We start from the raw sequence: 16,095 nt of genomic DNA, 5'->3' as shown, positions 1-16,095 counted from the left end.
AACTATCCTATATGGTTTAGTCAGATTTGTAATTCAACTGTATTTCTAAATTTTAATCTTCCTTAATTGCTTTTACTGGATCTAAATTTGCCGCCATAAGGCTCTTGTAGCTTATTGTGGAAAAGGCAATAAATAGCGTAATCAAGGCAACCAAGCCATATATCCACCAATAAATCTCTATTCGGAAGGCAAATGCCTGTAACCAATTCTCCATCAGGTAGCAGCCGATAGGAAAGGCGAAGAAGAAAGAGATCCCTACCAAAAGAAGAAAATCTTTGGTAAGCATGGACACTATCTGAAAAACGGTAGCACCCAATACTTTTCTAATCCCAATTTCCCTAAAGCGTTTTTCGGCGGTAAAAGTGACCAGCCCAAATAGTCCCAAACACGCAACAGCAATGGTCAATAGCGCAAAACCATTTAAAACCTTTCCCATATTCTGTTCCGTTTGATAAGCCCTTTGGTACGATTCATCCATAAGGGAAAAGCCAAAAGTTTCTGCAGTACCGAAAGAATTCCACAACGATTGGGTCTCCGCAATGAGAGCGGTCATGTTCAATGGTTTGGCTTTCACGATCAAGCCACCATAAGGCCTGTAATACATCAACAAAGGTTCTATTGGTTGATGCAAAGATTTAAAGTGAAAGTCTTTTACCACGCCTATTACCGTACTTGTATGGGTTCCATCTGAGATGGTTTTCTCTATTGGATCTTCTCCAAATCCAAAAATCTCAACTGCCGTTTGGTTAAGGATCACATTTGATGAATCAGCGCCGAAATCTCTTGAAAAATTTCTTCCTGCAACCATTTCCATTTCCATTGTAGGAATATAGTTTTCGTCAATATTGAACACTGGCATCCGCCGATTGAATTGACCATTGATATAAATCTGTGTCACGTTATTGTCCGAAGGGCCTGCTGGTACAAAGGAAGACTGGGTCACAGCGCTTACTTTAGGATTTTTCATCAACTCATTTTTGAAGGCTTCCTGATTATTTTCCAACAGATAAGCATCCCTAATGACCAGAATTTGGTCTCTATCATAGCCCAGGTCTTTGTTTTGAATATAGTTCATTTGCTGATTGACCACCAAGGTCGCCAATATTAGCCCTGCCGAAATCACAAATTGAAACACCACCAATGCACTTCGAAAGCTTTTATTTGATCCCCCTGACCTACTATTGGTTAAGCCCTGAATGGCCCGAAAGGAAGACAAATAAATGGCTGGATAGCTTCCTGCCAAAAGACTTATCAGAAAAGTAAATACGGGCAGAGTCAATAGCAGCTGTGGCTGCAAAAAATAGGATAGCTCAAGTGCTTTCCCAGAAAACTCCACATAAAAAGGCAGGATAACAATTACGAAAACAACTGCCAGAAGCATGGCTGCAGTACTTGCTATAAAGGATTCGGAGATAAACTGGTAGAAAAGCATTTTCTTATCGGCTCCCAATACTTTGCGGATGCCGACCTCTTTGGCTCTCTTAGCAGCAGTTGCTGTTGCCAGGTTTATAAAATTGACACAAGCAATCAAAAGCATAAACAGGGCTATTGCACTGAAAATATAGACATATTTTATGTCCCCACCTTCTTCTAATTCGCTGTATGAGGCATTGTCGGAGCGCAAATGAATGTCACTCAGGGGTTGTAAGATAAAACCAAGTTGGTTGTCTTTGGTAAATTCCTCAAAGGACAGGCCCATTTCTTCCTGCATGGAAGGCCCCATATATTTCCCAATCAAATCTGGCAGTTTGGCCTCCAATTGTTGGTGATCAAATCCCTTTTCTAGCAAGAGATAGGTGAAAAAATCACCTTTAAACCAAGAATTACTGTTGGCTTCAGGGAATCCTTTCATTGAAGCAAAGAGGTCAAAATGAAAATGGGCATTTTCAGGCATCTCCTCAATAACTCCCGTAATGGTATAGGGTTGTTCCTGACTTTCCAGGTAAAACAATTTCCCTGTTGCATCTTTGGTTCCAAAATACTTTAATGCCAATGTTGTAGTTATAACGGCAGTATTCGGTTGCTCCAATGGGTTACCAGCATCCCCGGCTATAATAGGCAGGCTAAAGATTTCGAAGAAATTTGGATCTACGTAGGCAAATCTCCCATCTCTATAAGACTGATTGTCAATGGTGATTTTCGGTGTTCCGATCCTACGAATCCTTGTTGCATCCAGCACTTCCGGGTATTCCTCCTTAAGCGTATGTGCTACAGGGGCCATCACCACTCCTTCTTTTATCTCCTCACCATTTACCTTGGCTCTAAAAACGATCCTTGAAATTTGATCCGACTTCACATTGAACTGGTCATAACTCAATTCATCGAGGACAAAATGAGAAATAATGACACAAGACGCTATTCCCAATGCCAAACCCAGGGTATTGATAGAGAATAGGACCTTGTTTTTAAGAAGGCTTCGCCAAGCTATTTTAAGGTAATTTTTGATCATTATTGCCAGTATCTAAAATGTGAAGAGTAAAAGATGAGGGGAATTTTGGTACAGCTATAATGCTGCCCCCATGGCTCTGTTTTGGCTTTCTGTCACGATTTGTCCATCGAATAAGTTAACTACACGGTGTGCGAAATGGGAATCATGCTCTGAGTGCGTCACCATCACGATGGTCGTTCCTTCCTGGTTAAGTTCAGTCAGTAGGTTCATTACCTGCATTCCATTTTTCGAATCCAGGTTACCTGTGGGTTCATCAGCCAGGATCAACTTGGGTTTGGTGACTACCGCCCTGGCAATGGCTACACGCTGCTGCTGTCCACCAGACAATTGATGCGGGAAGTGTTTTTCACGGTGGGCAATTTTCATTCGCTCCAAAACCGCCATTACCTTTTCTCTGCGTTCTGCTTTGCCCATTTTCAGGTAAATAAGCGGCAATTCCACATTTTCAAAAACGGTCAATTCATCAATTAGATTAAAGCTTTGAAACACAAAGCCAAGGTTTCCTTTTCGCAGCTGTGTTCTCTGATTTTCTCGGAGACCTGCCACTTCATTGGAAGCGAAATTGTAACTGCCTTCAGTTGGATTGTCCAACATGCCTATAATGTTGAGCAAAGTAGATTTTCCGCAGCCTGATGGACCCATAATGGCTACAAATTCCCCTGATTCTACTTTGAGGTTTACTTTGTTCAGTGCGAGTGTTTCTACCTCTTCTGTTCGAAAACTTTTTACTAAATCTTTAATGGTTATCATATCTTATTTATTTTTTCTATTGCTCAGGTATGCTATCTATTTCGTATGTATTTGCTTTTGGAGTAGATCAGTTCAAAACTATTCTATCGGCCTCACCAAAATTGTCATAGTTACTTGTGATTACTTTTTCTCCGGGCTGCAAGCCTTCCAGGATTTCATAATACCTGGCATTTTGCTTTCCTATTCTAATGTTTCTCTTTATGGCTTCGTCCCCATCCTGGTTAACGACAAAGACCCATTGACCTCCCGTACTCTGGAAAAAACTTCCTTTTGGCAGCAACATGGCATCGGAGGACTCTCCTAGTTGTAATTTGATATTATAGCTTTGTCCGGTTCTTATGTTTTCAGGTTTGTCCTCTGTGAAAACCAGGTCAACCCTAAATTTTCCACTTCTAACCTCTGGGTATACTTTCCTAAGCCGCAAGCTGAAATCCTTGCCATTCCGCTCCAATACGGCCATTAAATCTCGTTGAACCCTATCAATATAATGCTCATCTATATCCGCTTCGATTTTGTAATCAGTCAATACATTGATCTGACCTATGCGTTCTCCCTGAGCGATGCTCTGCCCAATTTCCGCATCCAAAAATCCCAATTGCCCGTCTGCTGGTGCACGCACATTCAAATGATCCAGTCGCTCATACACCATAGATAAGGTCTTTTCCATCCGCTCCAGATCAGTATCAAGACCCGTCAGAGATGTTTCACGCAATTCTTTGTCCTGTTCGGTCTGGAGTTTAACGATTTCATATTGTTTTTCAGAGAGTTCATAATTCTCTTTTGCGATCAGGTATTCTTCTCTGGAAATCAATTCCTCTTCATACAGCGCCTTGTTTTGCTCGTAATTTCTTTTAAACCGGTGTAGATTGGTACTCGCTGTTGCCAGGGATTTCCTTCCTTCCACCTGTCTGGAATCAAAAGTTAATTTTGTTGAACGCAAGTCATTTTGTTTTAGAGCGAGATTACTTTCGCTGGCGAGTATTTGCTCGTAAAGGCTTCTGTTTTCCAAAACCAGAATAATGTCGCCCTTTTTAACAATAGCCCCTTCTTCTATTAATTTTTCGGTAACCCGACCCCCTTCATAGGCATCCATATAAATGGTGGCAATGGGCGCAACACTTCCATTGATGGTGATATAGTCATCGAATTTCCCTTCAACTACCTCGGCTATGGATAATTTGCCCTTTTCCGTACGGAAAGTAGAGACAGAACTGGTAAACCATAGCTGATAACCTGCATAGATCAACAGCGCTGCCAGAGCTATGTATCCGTAATGTTTTGGCCTTAGCCCTTTTTTCTTTTCAAGTATAATATCCATAAGTTATTGAATGTTAAAAAGGGATACTCCCCTATAAAAATCGATGGTACTGTTATTTACTTCAAGGCGCAAGCCTACTTCCAAGTTCTCATTCTGGGCCGCAGAAAATAAATTTTTTGCTGTGGTTAACTCCAAAATACTAATAAGTCCTTTTTCATATCGTCTTTGTGCGATAAGAAATGTAAGTTCTTGAGCTTTTACTTTCTGCAGACTTTGAGCATATTCATTCTGAAGGGCTTTGTTTTCTACTACCAATTGCTGAATATCATTGTAGACGGTCTGTTTTTGAATTTCAAAGTTATTTTCTACTCTAAGCAAATCAATTTTGCTTTGTTTGATTCGTGATCTTGTGGACCATCCCCTGCTAATTGGAATATTTAAACTCAAGCCAACCGCCCTGTAGGTATTGTCCCTGATCTGATTCCTGAATTCTATTGTATTCCCTAAAGTATCTCTTGTTGTTTGAAAATACCCTGTTCCAATATTCGCATAAAGGGAAAGTGATGGATACAGGTAAGCCCTATTCACATCGATCTGTTTTCTGGCAGCATTTACACGAAATTCCTGCGCTTTTAGCAAGGGCAAAAAGCTTTCTGCCTGTTGGTAGATGGAATCAGTATGAATGGCTTGAAAAACTTTCTGAAAACCACCCTCCTGCTTTTTACTTGCGACGAAGAAATTTTCTCTTTCCTCTAAATTCATCTCCTGCATCAATTGAAGCTTCGCTAATTCCAACTTGTTTTCACTTTGGGTGAGGTTAAGCTTGTCTGACAGTAAAAGTGATTCTGATTCATAAAGGTCCGCACCTGCTTTTAAACCTAACTCGATTTGTCTTTTTACCAAATTATAATTTGCCTGGGAAACCTCTGTTTGTCCTTTGGCAACTTCTACCAATTCCTCAAAAAAGCGAACGTCATAAAATGCACGCATCACCCTAAAGGCAAGTAAATACTTTTGTTGTAAGGTTTCCTGTAGATTTGCCTCATATATAAATCGAGAGGTTTTAATGGCATTCATTTTAAGAAATCCCTGAAACAAATCAATTGAGGAACTTAGAGAATATCCATTGGAAAAGAATTCATTGGTAACCACATCATTGGTGAATGGATCAGTACTTCTACCATAATTTATGTTGTATCCCGTAGACGCATCTATTCGGGGAAGTAGGTTTCTAATAGATTGCCTATAGTTCTCCTTGCCTGATTGGGAGACATATTCAAAATCCTTTACTTCCAGGTTATGTGCCATTGCATAGGCCACACATTCTTCCAAAGACCAGGATGATTGTGCTTGTACCTTTAAGGTAAAAAAACTTAGTAGAAGTAGAAATGCTTTTAATTTTAGTGCCATACGTTAATAATTCTGTGAAACACTTATACCAGCCTCATGCCAGAATTATTATTGTGCTGATATACAGTTGTATACAACTATTTATCTATTCAATTCAAGGGGAGTTGTAAAATAATTGTACGTGATTTGTCAAAAATTTTGACACTTTTTAGCAGGTTATCTAGAGGATTAGTAGTTTTAACCCGGTACTAATTGAATACAAAAATGATCGATGCTAAAATTCTGGTGATTGATGATAACAAAAGCATGTTGAGTGCCTTGGAGATTTTATTACAGTTTGAATACAAACATGTAGCAACACTAAACAATCCCAAGCAGATACCATCTTATCCAGGATTTTCTGATATAGACATTGTATTGTTGGACATGAATTTTTCCGCGGGAGTCAATTCTGGCAATGAAGGGCTTTTTTGGCTCAATCAGATCAAAGAAAAAGCTCCTTACATCTCAGTAATAATGATGACTGCCTATGGCTCCATAGACCTTGCCGTCAAAGCAATTAAAAATGGTGCTGTAGATTTTATTTTAAAACCCTGGAGCAATGAACGCATGCTGGCAACTGTCAGATCAGCATACCAACTCAGAAAGTCCCAAAAGCAAGTCATCCAACTTCAAAAAAAAGAACACAACCTCAAGCAAGTCATAAACCAACATAACCATGCTATTATAGGGCAATCTGAAGCCATTAAAAATGCTTTAAAACTGACTAGGAAAGTAGCTCAGACAGATGTCAATGTTTTGGTAACGGGAGAAAATGGTACGGGTAAAGAGTTAATAGCAAGAGAAATTCACAGGTGTTCGCAAAGAAGTAATGAAATATTTATAGGCGTGGATATGGGGTCCATTTCAGAGACTCTGTTTGAAAGTGAGCTGTTTGGTCACTCAAAAGGAGCCTTTACAGATGCCAAAGAAGAACGTATAGGTAAATTTGAGGCGGCTGATGGTGGTACCTTATTTCTAGATGAGATTGGAAATCTTTCTTTGAAAATGCAAACCAAATTACTTTCCGCCATTCAAAACAGAACCATAGTAAGAGTAGGCTCAAATAAGCCAGTTCCAGTGGATATAAGGCTTATATGTGCGACCAATTGTGATCTTGAAAAAATGGTTAGTGATGGGCTTTTCAGGGAGGATTTAATGTATAGAATCAACACCATTCATGTAGATGTCCCTCCTTTAAGAAAAAGAGGAGATGACATTCTGGTTTTGTGCCAGTATTTCTTGGAAAAATTTATGCACAAATATGGTAAACCGGGTTTGCGCATCAATCAATCTTCTGAGGAAAAGCTGCTGAAATACAAATGGCCAGGAAATGTTAGGGAATTGCAACATACCATGGAAAGAGCCGTGATCCTAAGTGAAGGAAATGTGTTAAAACCATCCGACTTTTTCCTAAATTCAGCAGCCATCTCTTCATTTGACTCTTTCCCCGGTTCATTAGAAGAAATGGAAGCCTTGATGATAGAAAACACACTCAAAAAATGTGATGGAAATTATACGCTAGCAGCTGAACGATTGGGAATATCAAGGCAAACTTTGTACAATAAAATAAAAAAAATCAGAGACTGATGGCCAGCCTAAATTTCTATTTTCAATTGATCATCAGGGTACTTTTGATCACAGTATCAGCTTTAGGTTCGGCCTATTTTATTGTGACTCAATGGTACAGTTTGGGTGTTGCATTGTTATTAAGCATAGGTTTTCAAACTTACGTCCTAATCACTTATATAAATAAGACCAATAGAAAAATAGCCTATTTTTTCGACGCCATTAGAAATGAAGATTTTACCCTACGTTTTCCAGAAAAAGTCTCCATTCAATCTTTTAAAGAACTGAACAGCAGTTTAAACCGGGTAAACCAACTGATTCAGGATGTACAATTACAACTTCAGGCGAGGGAAAGGTATTACCAGGAAATTTTAAAGCAGATAGACATAGGCATTATGACCATTGATGAGAAAGGACATATTCTTTTTTCAAATCCCTTTTTGGAAAAACTTCTCAACTTCAGACCACTTTTGCATGTCAAACAACTGCAACAAATTGATCAAAAATTATTTGAGTTAATTGAAAACCTTGGTCCTTTTGAACAAAAGTATTACCAATTGGTAAATGAGCGCGAAAAAAACCAATTGTTTTTCAAGGCTGTACCCATACAAATGGAAGGCAAAGCATTGCTCCTAGTGACCGTACAAGATCTCCACAAAGAATTGGACGAAAAAGAAACCGATTCATGGGTACGCCTGATTAGGGTGCTTACCCATGAAATCATGAATACCATAACTCCTATCACCTCAATTTCAGAATCTTTATCAAATTACTATAAGATTGATGAAACTGGAGAGTTGAGATGGGAAAATTTAAATGAAGATCAAATAAAAAACACCGTTAAAGGATTAAATGTAATTCGTATTCAGGGAGAAGATTTAATGGACTTTGTTAAGTCTTATAGAAGCTTCCTTGATCTCCCAAGTCCGGACAAATCATTGGTACAAATAAAATCATTACTTGATCGATTGAAAGTATTGATGCGAATGGAAAATAGTAAGCAAAAGGTCCTAATTAACCTTTTGGTAGAACCTGAGGATTTAGAGTTTTTCTTGGATGAAAAACAAATTGCACAGGTATTGATCAACCTTTCCAAAAATGCCATTCAATCAATGCAAGCCAAAGAAGATGGTATACTGACAATAAAAGCAGCCATCAATGCCCAAGGCAGAAAATACATAGAAGTTAAAGACAATGGACCAGGTATTCCAGCGGATCAAATTGATGAAATATTTGTCCCCTTTTTTACTACCAAGGAAGGTGGAACAGGAATTGGCTTAAGTTTGTCCAAGCAAATAATGCATTTGCATGGAGGGAGCATTAGGGTACATTCCACTCCTGGTAAAGAAACTTCTTTTGTACTGACCTTCTAAACCAAAATGGACAAGAACACCTCTATTTTGCCCATAAAAATTAGTCCATCAACCACTAAAAACAACCATCTTCGCTCATTTATTTACTAGACCTTTTTCCAAAGTCTTCGAGCATGAGAAGAAGCCATAAGTAAATCGCTTCCATGTATTCTTATTGATTGATATAGATTTACCAGCAATTGATTGCCTTATTCGGTGATATCATGTATAATTGCATCTCAAATTAGGTCGTTAGCTCAGTTGGTTCAGAGCGCTGCCTTGACAGGGCAGAGGTCACCAGTTCGAGCCTGGTACGACCTACTTTTTTGACATTATTGATGTCTGTCTAGTTTTCTAGATAAGGACCTTACTTCTTCCTTTAGACTTTCGATTTTTTCCTGTAGATGAGCGATAGCATATAAACCTTCCATGTTTATTTCCATATCATAATGTAGCCTAGAAAGTCTTTCTAACAATGGTAAATCCTCCTGTAAAACATACGTTTTTTCTTCGATAATAATGATTTCACACAAGTCTTGCTCTGCTAAAGAATATACAAAGGTCGTTTCTATATTGCAGGATCGGCAAAACTGTTCCAATGAAACATGTTCTTCACTTAAATTATACATGGTTTCTAAGATTAGCCAATTGTTCAAATAATTTTTTCTCCTCGGAGGTAAGTGTACTAGGTATTTTGACCACATAGGTCAAATACAAATCCCCAAAAGCTCCCTCCTTATTATAAACGGGAAAACCTTTACCTTTGAGCTTCACCTTAGTACCATTCTGAGTTCCTGGAGCCACTTTCAATTTCACCTTTCCAGTTAAGGTGGAAACGATGATATCACCTCCTAATATGGCTTTGTATAAATCTACGGGTACTTCTTTGTGTAAATCAGAACCCTCTCTTTTAAATTCTGGGTCTGGGGCTATTTTAAAAGTGATGTACAAATCCCCTTTTGGCCCTCCATTTACACCTTCTCCCCCATGATTTTTAATTTTTATGGTTTGTCCATCTTCAACACCAGCCTTGATGGTAAGCCTGATCATTTTGCCATTGATATCCAGGGTTCTTTTGTCCGCTTCCAGGACATCCCGCAATTGAAGTTCAAGCGTGGCATGAAGATCCTGCCCTTTAAATTTTATACTAGATCCTGATGACCTCCTGCCAGCGCCCCCACCAAACATGGAGTCAAAGAAATCTGAAAAACCTCCTTGTCCAAAGGCTTGCTCGAAATCAGCATTGCTGTATTGTTGCTGTTGGCCACCCCTTCTTCCCGCATTACCAGAACTTTGATGGGCTTCCTGATTTTTCCAATTTTCACCGTATTGATCATATTTCTTTCGCTTCTCAGGATCGCTAAGCACTTCATTGGCCTCATTTACGGCCTGAAAATGCTTTTTCGCTTCCTTATCATCCGGATTTAAGTCAGGATGGTATTTCCTAGCCATTTTCCGATAAGCTTTCTTTATTTCTTCTTGGGTGGCAGTCTTATTTATACCCAACAATTTATAATAATCAATAAAATTCATGCTTTATAAATACAGTAGGTTACAATATTAAAAATTTTCTAAAATTTCAATGCGTTTTTCTATTGGAGGATGAGTAGCAAATAGCCCAGAAATAGCCGATAAAATGCCTGATGATTTATCGGGTCTGTTTTCTATAAACAATTCAGCAACATCATCACTTTTCACTCCCTTCACCTGATAGTTGCCTGCTATTTTTCGCAATGCAGATGCCAAAGCAAGTGGGTTTCTCGTCATTTCAGCAGCCCCACTATCTGCCATATACTCCCTTTTTCTGGAAATAGCAAAACGAAATAGCATACTTAGAAGATAAGCGACAAAGGCAATGGCCATGGCAATAAGTACGGCGCGTCCGTCATTTTTACCCCTCCTTCTTGCCCCACCAAAAAGCATATTACGAAACAGTATTTGAGCAACAAAAGAAAAAATACCAACGAAAATGATAGATATAATCAAGAGCCGTACATCCTTATTCCTAATGTGCATCAATTCATGGGCAATTACCCCTTCAAGTTCTTCATCAGTGAGTGCTTCAATTATACCCCTGGTAAGTGTTACGGTATAAGTTTTCTCATTGATGCCACTTGCAAAGGCATTGAAAGCCGGGTCTTCAATGATATTTACCTTGGGCATTTTCATTCCCTTACTGATACATAGGTTTTCTACCAAATTGTATACACGCATATTTTCCTTTCTCTCCAAAGGCTTTGAACCTGCTGCCCCTTGTATCATACGAGAATGGAAAAAAAAGGCAATAACAAACCATATTGCCACGGCAATGAGCACCCCAGGTATAGTGCTAGCAAACAATTCATTTATTGACACATTGTATTCATCCTGAGGAATGGTAAGGTATAAAAAAGCATATACCGAAGCCAAAATCAATAGCGGAAAACCTATTAATAGTAAGACAGAACGTGTATTGTTTCTCCTAATTTGGGTTTGTATTCCAATGTATCCTGCCATTTACATTTTAAAATTTAATGTCAGGAGCCTTGTCGAGACGTTCTCTTTCTACCTCTCCCACGTCAAACATTTTTTCAGTATGAAAACCAAACATTCCAGCGATCAAGTTGGAAGGAAAACTTTGAACGGCCACATTGAATTCTCGGGTGGCAGAGTTGAAGTATCTTCTTGCAGCTGCAAGTTTGTTTTCAACATCTGAAATTTCATTTTGCAATTGCAAGAAGTTTGAACTTGCTTTAAGATCTGGATAGGCTTCTACCTGAATTTGCAAGCCCTGTAAGGCTGCTCCTAATTCCTGTTCAGCGGCAATTTTCCCATCAATTGAAGTTGCATTGATTGCTTTTGACCTTGCTTCGGTGACACGAGTCAAGACCCCAGCCTCATGATCCATATAGCCTTTTACGCTACTTACAAGCTGTGGAATCAAATCATGCCTTTGCTTCAATTGAACATCAATATCAGCAAAAGCATTTTCTCTGTTGTTCTTATACGCAACAAGCTTGTTGTATAATGAAACTAAAAAGAAGCCAATAACGACGGCAACTATTATAATAATCAGCATAGTACTCATATAATTTTGGGTTTGTACATATAATGTTTGAATATACAAAATTTGTGATTTATTAGTATCTTTGGCGAGGCTTAACTTCAAGTAAAATCAAAATGAAAAAATTTATTGGTCCAGTTTCGGTATTGGTGTTAATCATCCTTGTGGGTGTATTCTGGTGGAGGTATTATTTTGTATTTGCTGAAGGTGTTAAAGCTGGTAATCTGAACTACTTCGAAAAGAAAGGCTTTATATTTAAAACCTGGGAAGGAAGGTTGGTACAAGATGGATTTCAAAGTCCAAATCCTGGAGCCCTTCAAAGTAATGAATTTCGGTTTAGCGCTGATGGAGACTCCTTGGCTTCCGTATTGGAAAGAGCAGGAGGAAAATTTGTAGAATTACGGTATAAAGAATTCCTCAACCCAATCCCATGGCGTGGTGCTAGTGAATATGTGGTCACTGAGATAATAAGAGTAGAAAACACCAAGAATAATGAGAATTTCCCAATCAAATAAATTAAAAAAGCGCAGTAATATCACTGCCCTTTTTTTACTTTAACTTTGAGTTTATCCTGAATTTCATATAATTTTTTCCTTATCCCTTTAAGCAAATTTGCACTTTTAAGTTGTTTAAACGCTTGTAGTATATTTTACTTAGCCATCTCTCTTTTAAAATTAGGTGCTGTATTTTTTTATTTCCATAGGGATTCTTTGGTATTACTATTAGAAAAAAAACACCAATATTAAAGTTTATAAATTGAAAGCCATGAATGGATCGAAAACAGCTGTCTTAAGCTAATCCTTCAGCCTAGGGGCCTCTTTATACCAACAGCATATTCACATCTAGTTATTAATGTATTTTATCATTAATAAAAGGGTGAAAATTAAATACCTTATTAATTAATTTTTGATATACTTTTCACGTAATAAAATTAAAAGTGTCCAAAATACTATATTTATTACAAAAAATGTTTAATTAGTTACTATGTTGAATATAGAAACAATTTATGAAGGCTAAACCTATCATGCCAAATTAAGGTTCTATAATTCGATCAAGATTAATAAGTTTAATCTTAAAGGAGGACTAATTATTTAATCCAATTATAAACCATATAGTGTAGTAGGATAAATCCTGACCTAACAATAATATTATGAATAATTTATATATTCAGAAGGTTTTGGTGATAGTGGGTGTATTGGAGGATTACATGCTTTTAAAAGAGATGTTTGAAGAGATAGGTATTGATAAAACCCAACTTAACTGGTATAAAACCATTGGAGAAGTTACTTCAAATCATTATGATTTAGTCATTTGTGATTTAAATTTACCTCAATCCAATAGAAATGAAATTTTAGCTGAAATAAAGCTAAAATTAGGCCAAACCCCAATAATAGCACTAACCTCTAATTCTGAACTAAACTTTTATATTAAATTAATTCAGGAGGGAATACAGGACGTACTTATAAAAGAAACTTTTGATAAAGTACAATTATACAAAGCCTTAAGGTTCTCCATGAATAGCCAAAAGTTAGGGTTAAAGCCCTTGAAGTCTGAAAACCGAGTAGAAAAAAAACCATTAAAGCAGGACGAGGTTACTTACAAAAAAAAGGAAAATGAATTAAAGGAAATATTTCAAAGAATGGCTTTGGCTGTAAGTCAACCTAAAGATTTTGGAGGAAGATTCGAAGCATTACTGAAGATAATTTTAGTATACACAGATCTAAAACTTGCAGAAGGTTGGATAATGAATATTGACAATAGTAGGCTCAATAAAGTTATTTCTTGTGCACAAAACTTTGATTTTGGTGACAATTCTGATGGAAAAAATGTCTTTAGTGAAGTAAAAATCGGTGTAGGCTTGCCAGGGTTAGCTTGGGAAAAAGGTGAAATCATTATCTGGGAAGATTTAAAAAATCATCCAGGGTTTACCGAAAATAAATCCTTTCTAAAATATAAATTAAAAACTGCCGTAGCGATTCCTGTTTACCATGATAAATTCCTGGTTGGGGTAATTACATTATTTTCTCAAAAAAAGAAAATAGAATTAACCTCACATTTTATGCTCTTCGAAAAAATAAGTCTTCAATTGGGTGCCGAATTGAAGCGAATGAAAACAGAGGATGAATTAAAGACTTTTTTCGATCTAACACCAAACCTGCTGTTTATTACCAATTATAAAGGAGAAATTAAAAAAGGAAACTTACAAACTGCTAAAACACTCAATTGCACTGAAAAAGATTTAATTGACAAATCTTTTCGTAAAATGATTCCTCAGGATTATCAAGCTGAATTTGATCAATTTTTAGCAAATTTAAACAAGACTAAAACAATTGAAGATGTAGATGTACCTCTATTGATCAATGACCAATTAAAATGGATTAATATTTCAGCTACCCTTCTTTTTTCTGGGTTTTATATTTATTTCGTAGGCAAGGACATAACCAAACAGAAAGGTTCAGAGGAATTATTAAAAAGAACTCATGAAATAGTTCGAATGGGAACCTGGGAAGTAAACATTGCTAACAACAGCGTTTATTGGTCACACATGACAAGAGTAATCCATGAATTGGATGATGCCTATAAACCAGAACTACAAACAGCTATAAATTTTTATAAGGAAGGATATTCAAGAGACCTAATCGAAGAAAAAGTAGGCAAAGCCATAAAAGGTGAAATAAAGCATTTTGAAGTTGATGCTCAAATAGTCACGTTTTTAGGGAATTCATTATGGGTAAGGATTCACGCTGAATCGGAATGGTTAGATGGCAAGCTTTTTCGAATTTACGGTAGCATTCAGGACATCAATGAACGAAAAAAGGTAGAGGAAAAATTAGAAGATGCAAATATTCGCTATAAACTAGCTTCCAAAGCTGCTTCGATAGGTATCTATGACTGGAATATTCAGGAGAATATTGTTATATGGAATGATACCATGAAAAGTCTATATGGTTTAAAGGAAAATAATTTAAGGATAGATTATCAAACGTGGCAAAATTTTTTACTTCCTGATGAGGTGGAAAAGCATATTAAAATTATACAAGAAGCTCTTGAAGATAAAGTCGAATACAATACTCAATATAAAATAAAATTGCCAAAGACAGGTGAAATTAGAATTATGAAGGCCATGGCCAAAATTTTGCGAGATGATGCTGGCACTCCTATTAGAATGGTAGGTATTAATTACGACATCACTAATGAAGAAATGTATAAATTAAGGCTAGAAAAATCCAACAGGGACCGGGAAGACATACTTGAAAGCATCACAGATGGTTTTTTTGCTGTTGATAAAAACTGGATTGTTACCTATTGGAATAAAGCTGCTGAAAAAATACTTCTTAAATGCCGGGAGAATATTGTTGGAAAAAACCTATGGGAGGTTTACAGTGATGCAATTGATCTTAAGTTATTTAATGAATATGTTATCTCCATGGAAACTCGCGAGGAAAGGAAATTTGTTGATTATTATCCTGGTATGGACATCTGGCTTGAAATATCTTCGTTTCCGAAGGAGAATGGCATTGCAGTATATTTTAAAGATATTACCTCAAGAATAAAACATCAGCAAAAATTGGCTGAGGTTCAGTTACTTCAAGAGCATGTTATCAACAGTACAAAAGACCTTATTTGGGCCATAGATGATCAATATAAACTGATAATGGCTAATAAGGCCTATTTTGATGAAATGGAAAGGTCTACTGGGCACAGGTTTAAACTGGGTGAACCATTTAATATACCTTCTAACAAGAAGTATATAAATTATTGGCAGGGTATATTTGATCAAGTTTTAGCTGGTTTTCAGCAAAACCTTACTTTTTCACCCAAAGGAATAGGGCTAGAACCTAAAACATTTCAAATTGGACTCTATCCTATAATAGATATGGTGGAAGGTAAGAAGTTTGTATCTGGTGCAGCTTGTTTTGCCAAGGATATTACGGATAAGGTTAATCATATTGCTGAAATAGAAATGCAAAATAAGAAATTAAGGGAAATTGCCTGGAAACAATCTCACGTAGTACGAGCTCCTGTAGCAAGGATTATGGGTTTAATAAATCTCCAAAATAGTATGAATTATTCGGGCGATGAACTCCAAGAAATTTTAGATTATATCATGGACTCTTCTAAAGAATTGGACAGAATTATTAGGGACATCTCAGATAGGTCAAATCAGAAATAACTAACTACTAATTGACTTTGAGAGGGTTAAACCCGAAATATGCAATAAACAATCTATTACGTGCTGAAATCGCTTCAAAATACCCAATCGTTGCTGTTTTCAATTTCACCA

12 protein-coding genes and 1 tRNA gene are annotated in these 16,095 nt (G+C 37.1%); 5 read left to right on the top strand and 8 right to left on the bottom strand.

Annotated features, from left to right (window positions below; translation table 11 throughout):
• Window positions 1-52 precede the first annotated feature (52 nt).
• From CA2015_RS20345 to CA2015_RS20330, 4 genes are all read right to left on the bottom strand, one after another.
• Window positions 53-2,449: an ABC transporter permease gene (locus CA2015_RS20345; RefSeq protein WP_048643562.1), complete on the bottom strand. Its 2,397-nt coding sequence runs from the start codon at window positions 2,447-2,449 to the stop codon at window positions 53-55.
• A 54-nt stretch (window positions 2,450-2,503) separates the two neighbouring features.
• Window positions 2,504-3,199: an ABC transporter ATP-binding protein gene (locus tag CA2015_RS20340; protein WP_048643561.1), complete on the bottom strand. Its 696-nt coding sequence runs from the start codon at window positions 3,197-3,199 to the stop codon at window positions 2,504-2,506.
• Window positions 3,200-3,266: 67 nt separating this feature from the next.
• Entirely contained in the window at window positions 3,267-4,517 is a 1,251-nt protein-coding gene (locus CA2015_RS20335) for an efflux RND transporter periplasmic adaptor subunit (protein ID WP_048643560.1), read from the bottom strand.
• Window positions 4,518-4,520: 3 nt separating this feature from the next.
• A complete protein-coding gene (locus tag CA2015_RS20330) occupies window positions 4,521-5,867 on the bottom strand; it encodes a TolC family protein (protein ID WP_048643559.1) in 1,347 nt (448 codons plus the stop codon).
• 204 nt (window positions 5,868-6,071) lie between these two features.
• Between CA2015_RS20330 and CA2015_RS20325 the strand changes: the two genes are divergently transcribed.
• The 3 genes from CA2015_RS20325 (at window position 6,072) to CA2015_RS20315 (ending at window position 9,088) form a co-directional block, all read left to right on the top strand.
• Window positions 6,072-7,436, top strand: a complete 1,365-nt coding sequence (locus CA2015_RS20325; RefSeq protein WP_048643558.1) for a sigma-54-dependent transcriptional regulator — start codon at window positions 6,072-6,074, stop codon at window positions 7,434-7,436.
• Complete coding sequence (locus CA2015_RS20320; protein ID WP_048643557.1) at window positions 7,436-8,788, top strand: sensor histidine kinase; 1,353 nt, start codon at window positions 7,436-7,438, stop codon at window positions 8,786-8,788. The genes CA2015_RS20325 and CA2015_RS20320 overlap by 1 nt, the downstream gene beginning before the upstream one ends.
• A gap of 225 nt (window positions 8,789-9,013) precedes the next feature.
• A tRNA-Val gene (locus CA2015_RS20315) sits at window positions 9,014-9,088 on the top strand.
• A gap of 11 nt (window positions 9,089-9,099) precedes the next feature.
• Here CA2015_RS20315 and CA2015_RS20310 read toward each other — a convergent pair.
• Genes CA2015_RS20310 through CA2015_RS20295 form a run of 4 tightly spaced genes read right to left on the bottom strand, consistent with a single transcriptional unit; the run spans window position 9,100 to window position 11,834 of the window.
• Window positions 9,100-9,396 carry a chaperone modulator CbpM gene (locus tag CA2015_RS20310; RefSeq protein WP_048643556.1) on the bottom strand — a complete coding sequence of 99 codons (297 nt, stop codon included), beginning with the start codon at window positions 9,394-9,396 and terminating at the stop codon, window positions 9,100-9,102.
• On the bottom strand, window positions 9,389-10,300 hold the full coding sequence (locus CA2015_RS20305; protein ID WP_048643555.1) for a DnaJ C-terminal domain-containing protein: 912 nt from the start codon (window positions 10,298-10,300) through the stop codon (window positions 9,389-9,391). Before CA2015_RS20305 ends, CA2015_RS20310 begins: the two co-directional genes overlap by 8 nt.
• A 27-nt stretch (window positions 10,301-10,327) precedes the next feature.
• Window positions 10,328-11,263, bottom strand: a complete 936-nt coding sequence (locus tag CA2015_RS20300) for a M48 family metallopeptidase (RefSeq protein WP_048643554.1) — start codon at window positions 11,261-11,263, stop codon at window positions 10,328-10,330.
• A gap of 7 nt (window positions 11,264-11,270) precedes the next feature.
• On the bottom strand, window positions 11,271-11,834 hold the full coding sequence (locus CA2015_RS20295; protein ID WP_048643553.1) for a LemA family protein: 564 nt from the start codon (window positions 11,832-11,834) through the stop codon (window positions 11,271-11,273).
• Between the two features lie 92 nt (window positions 11,835-11,926).
• Here CA2015_RS20295 and CA2015_RS20290 point away from each other — a divergent pair, with 92 nt between their 5' ends.
• Window positions 11,927-12,325, top strand: coding sequence for a hypothetical protein (locus CA2015_RS20290; RefSeq protein ID WP_048643552.1), 399 nt, complete (start codon window positions 11,927-11,929; stop codon window positions 12,323-12,325).
• Window positions 12,326-12,960: 635 nt separating this feature from the next.
• The gene (locus tag CA2015_RS20285) at window positions 12,961-15,984 is read left to right on the top strand and encodes a PAS domain S-box protein (RefSeq protein WP_084011921.1); all 3,024 of its coding nucleotides are present in this window, start codon (window positions 12,961-12,963) and stop codon (window positions 15,982-15,984) included.
• The last annotated feature ends 111 nt before the right edge of the window (window positions 15,985-16,095 follow it).

Source organism: Cyclobacterium amurskyense (assembly GCF_001050135.1).
GTDB classification, from domain to species: Bacteria; Bacteroidota; Bacteroidia; order Cytophagales; family Cyclobacteriaceae; genus Cyclobacterium; species Cyclobacterium amurskyense.
The sequence above is the reverse complement of the archived record's forward strand: the minus strand, read 5'-3'. Positions and strand labels throughout refer to the sequence as shown.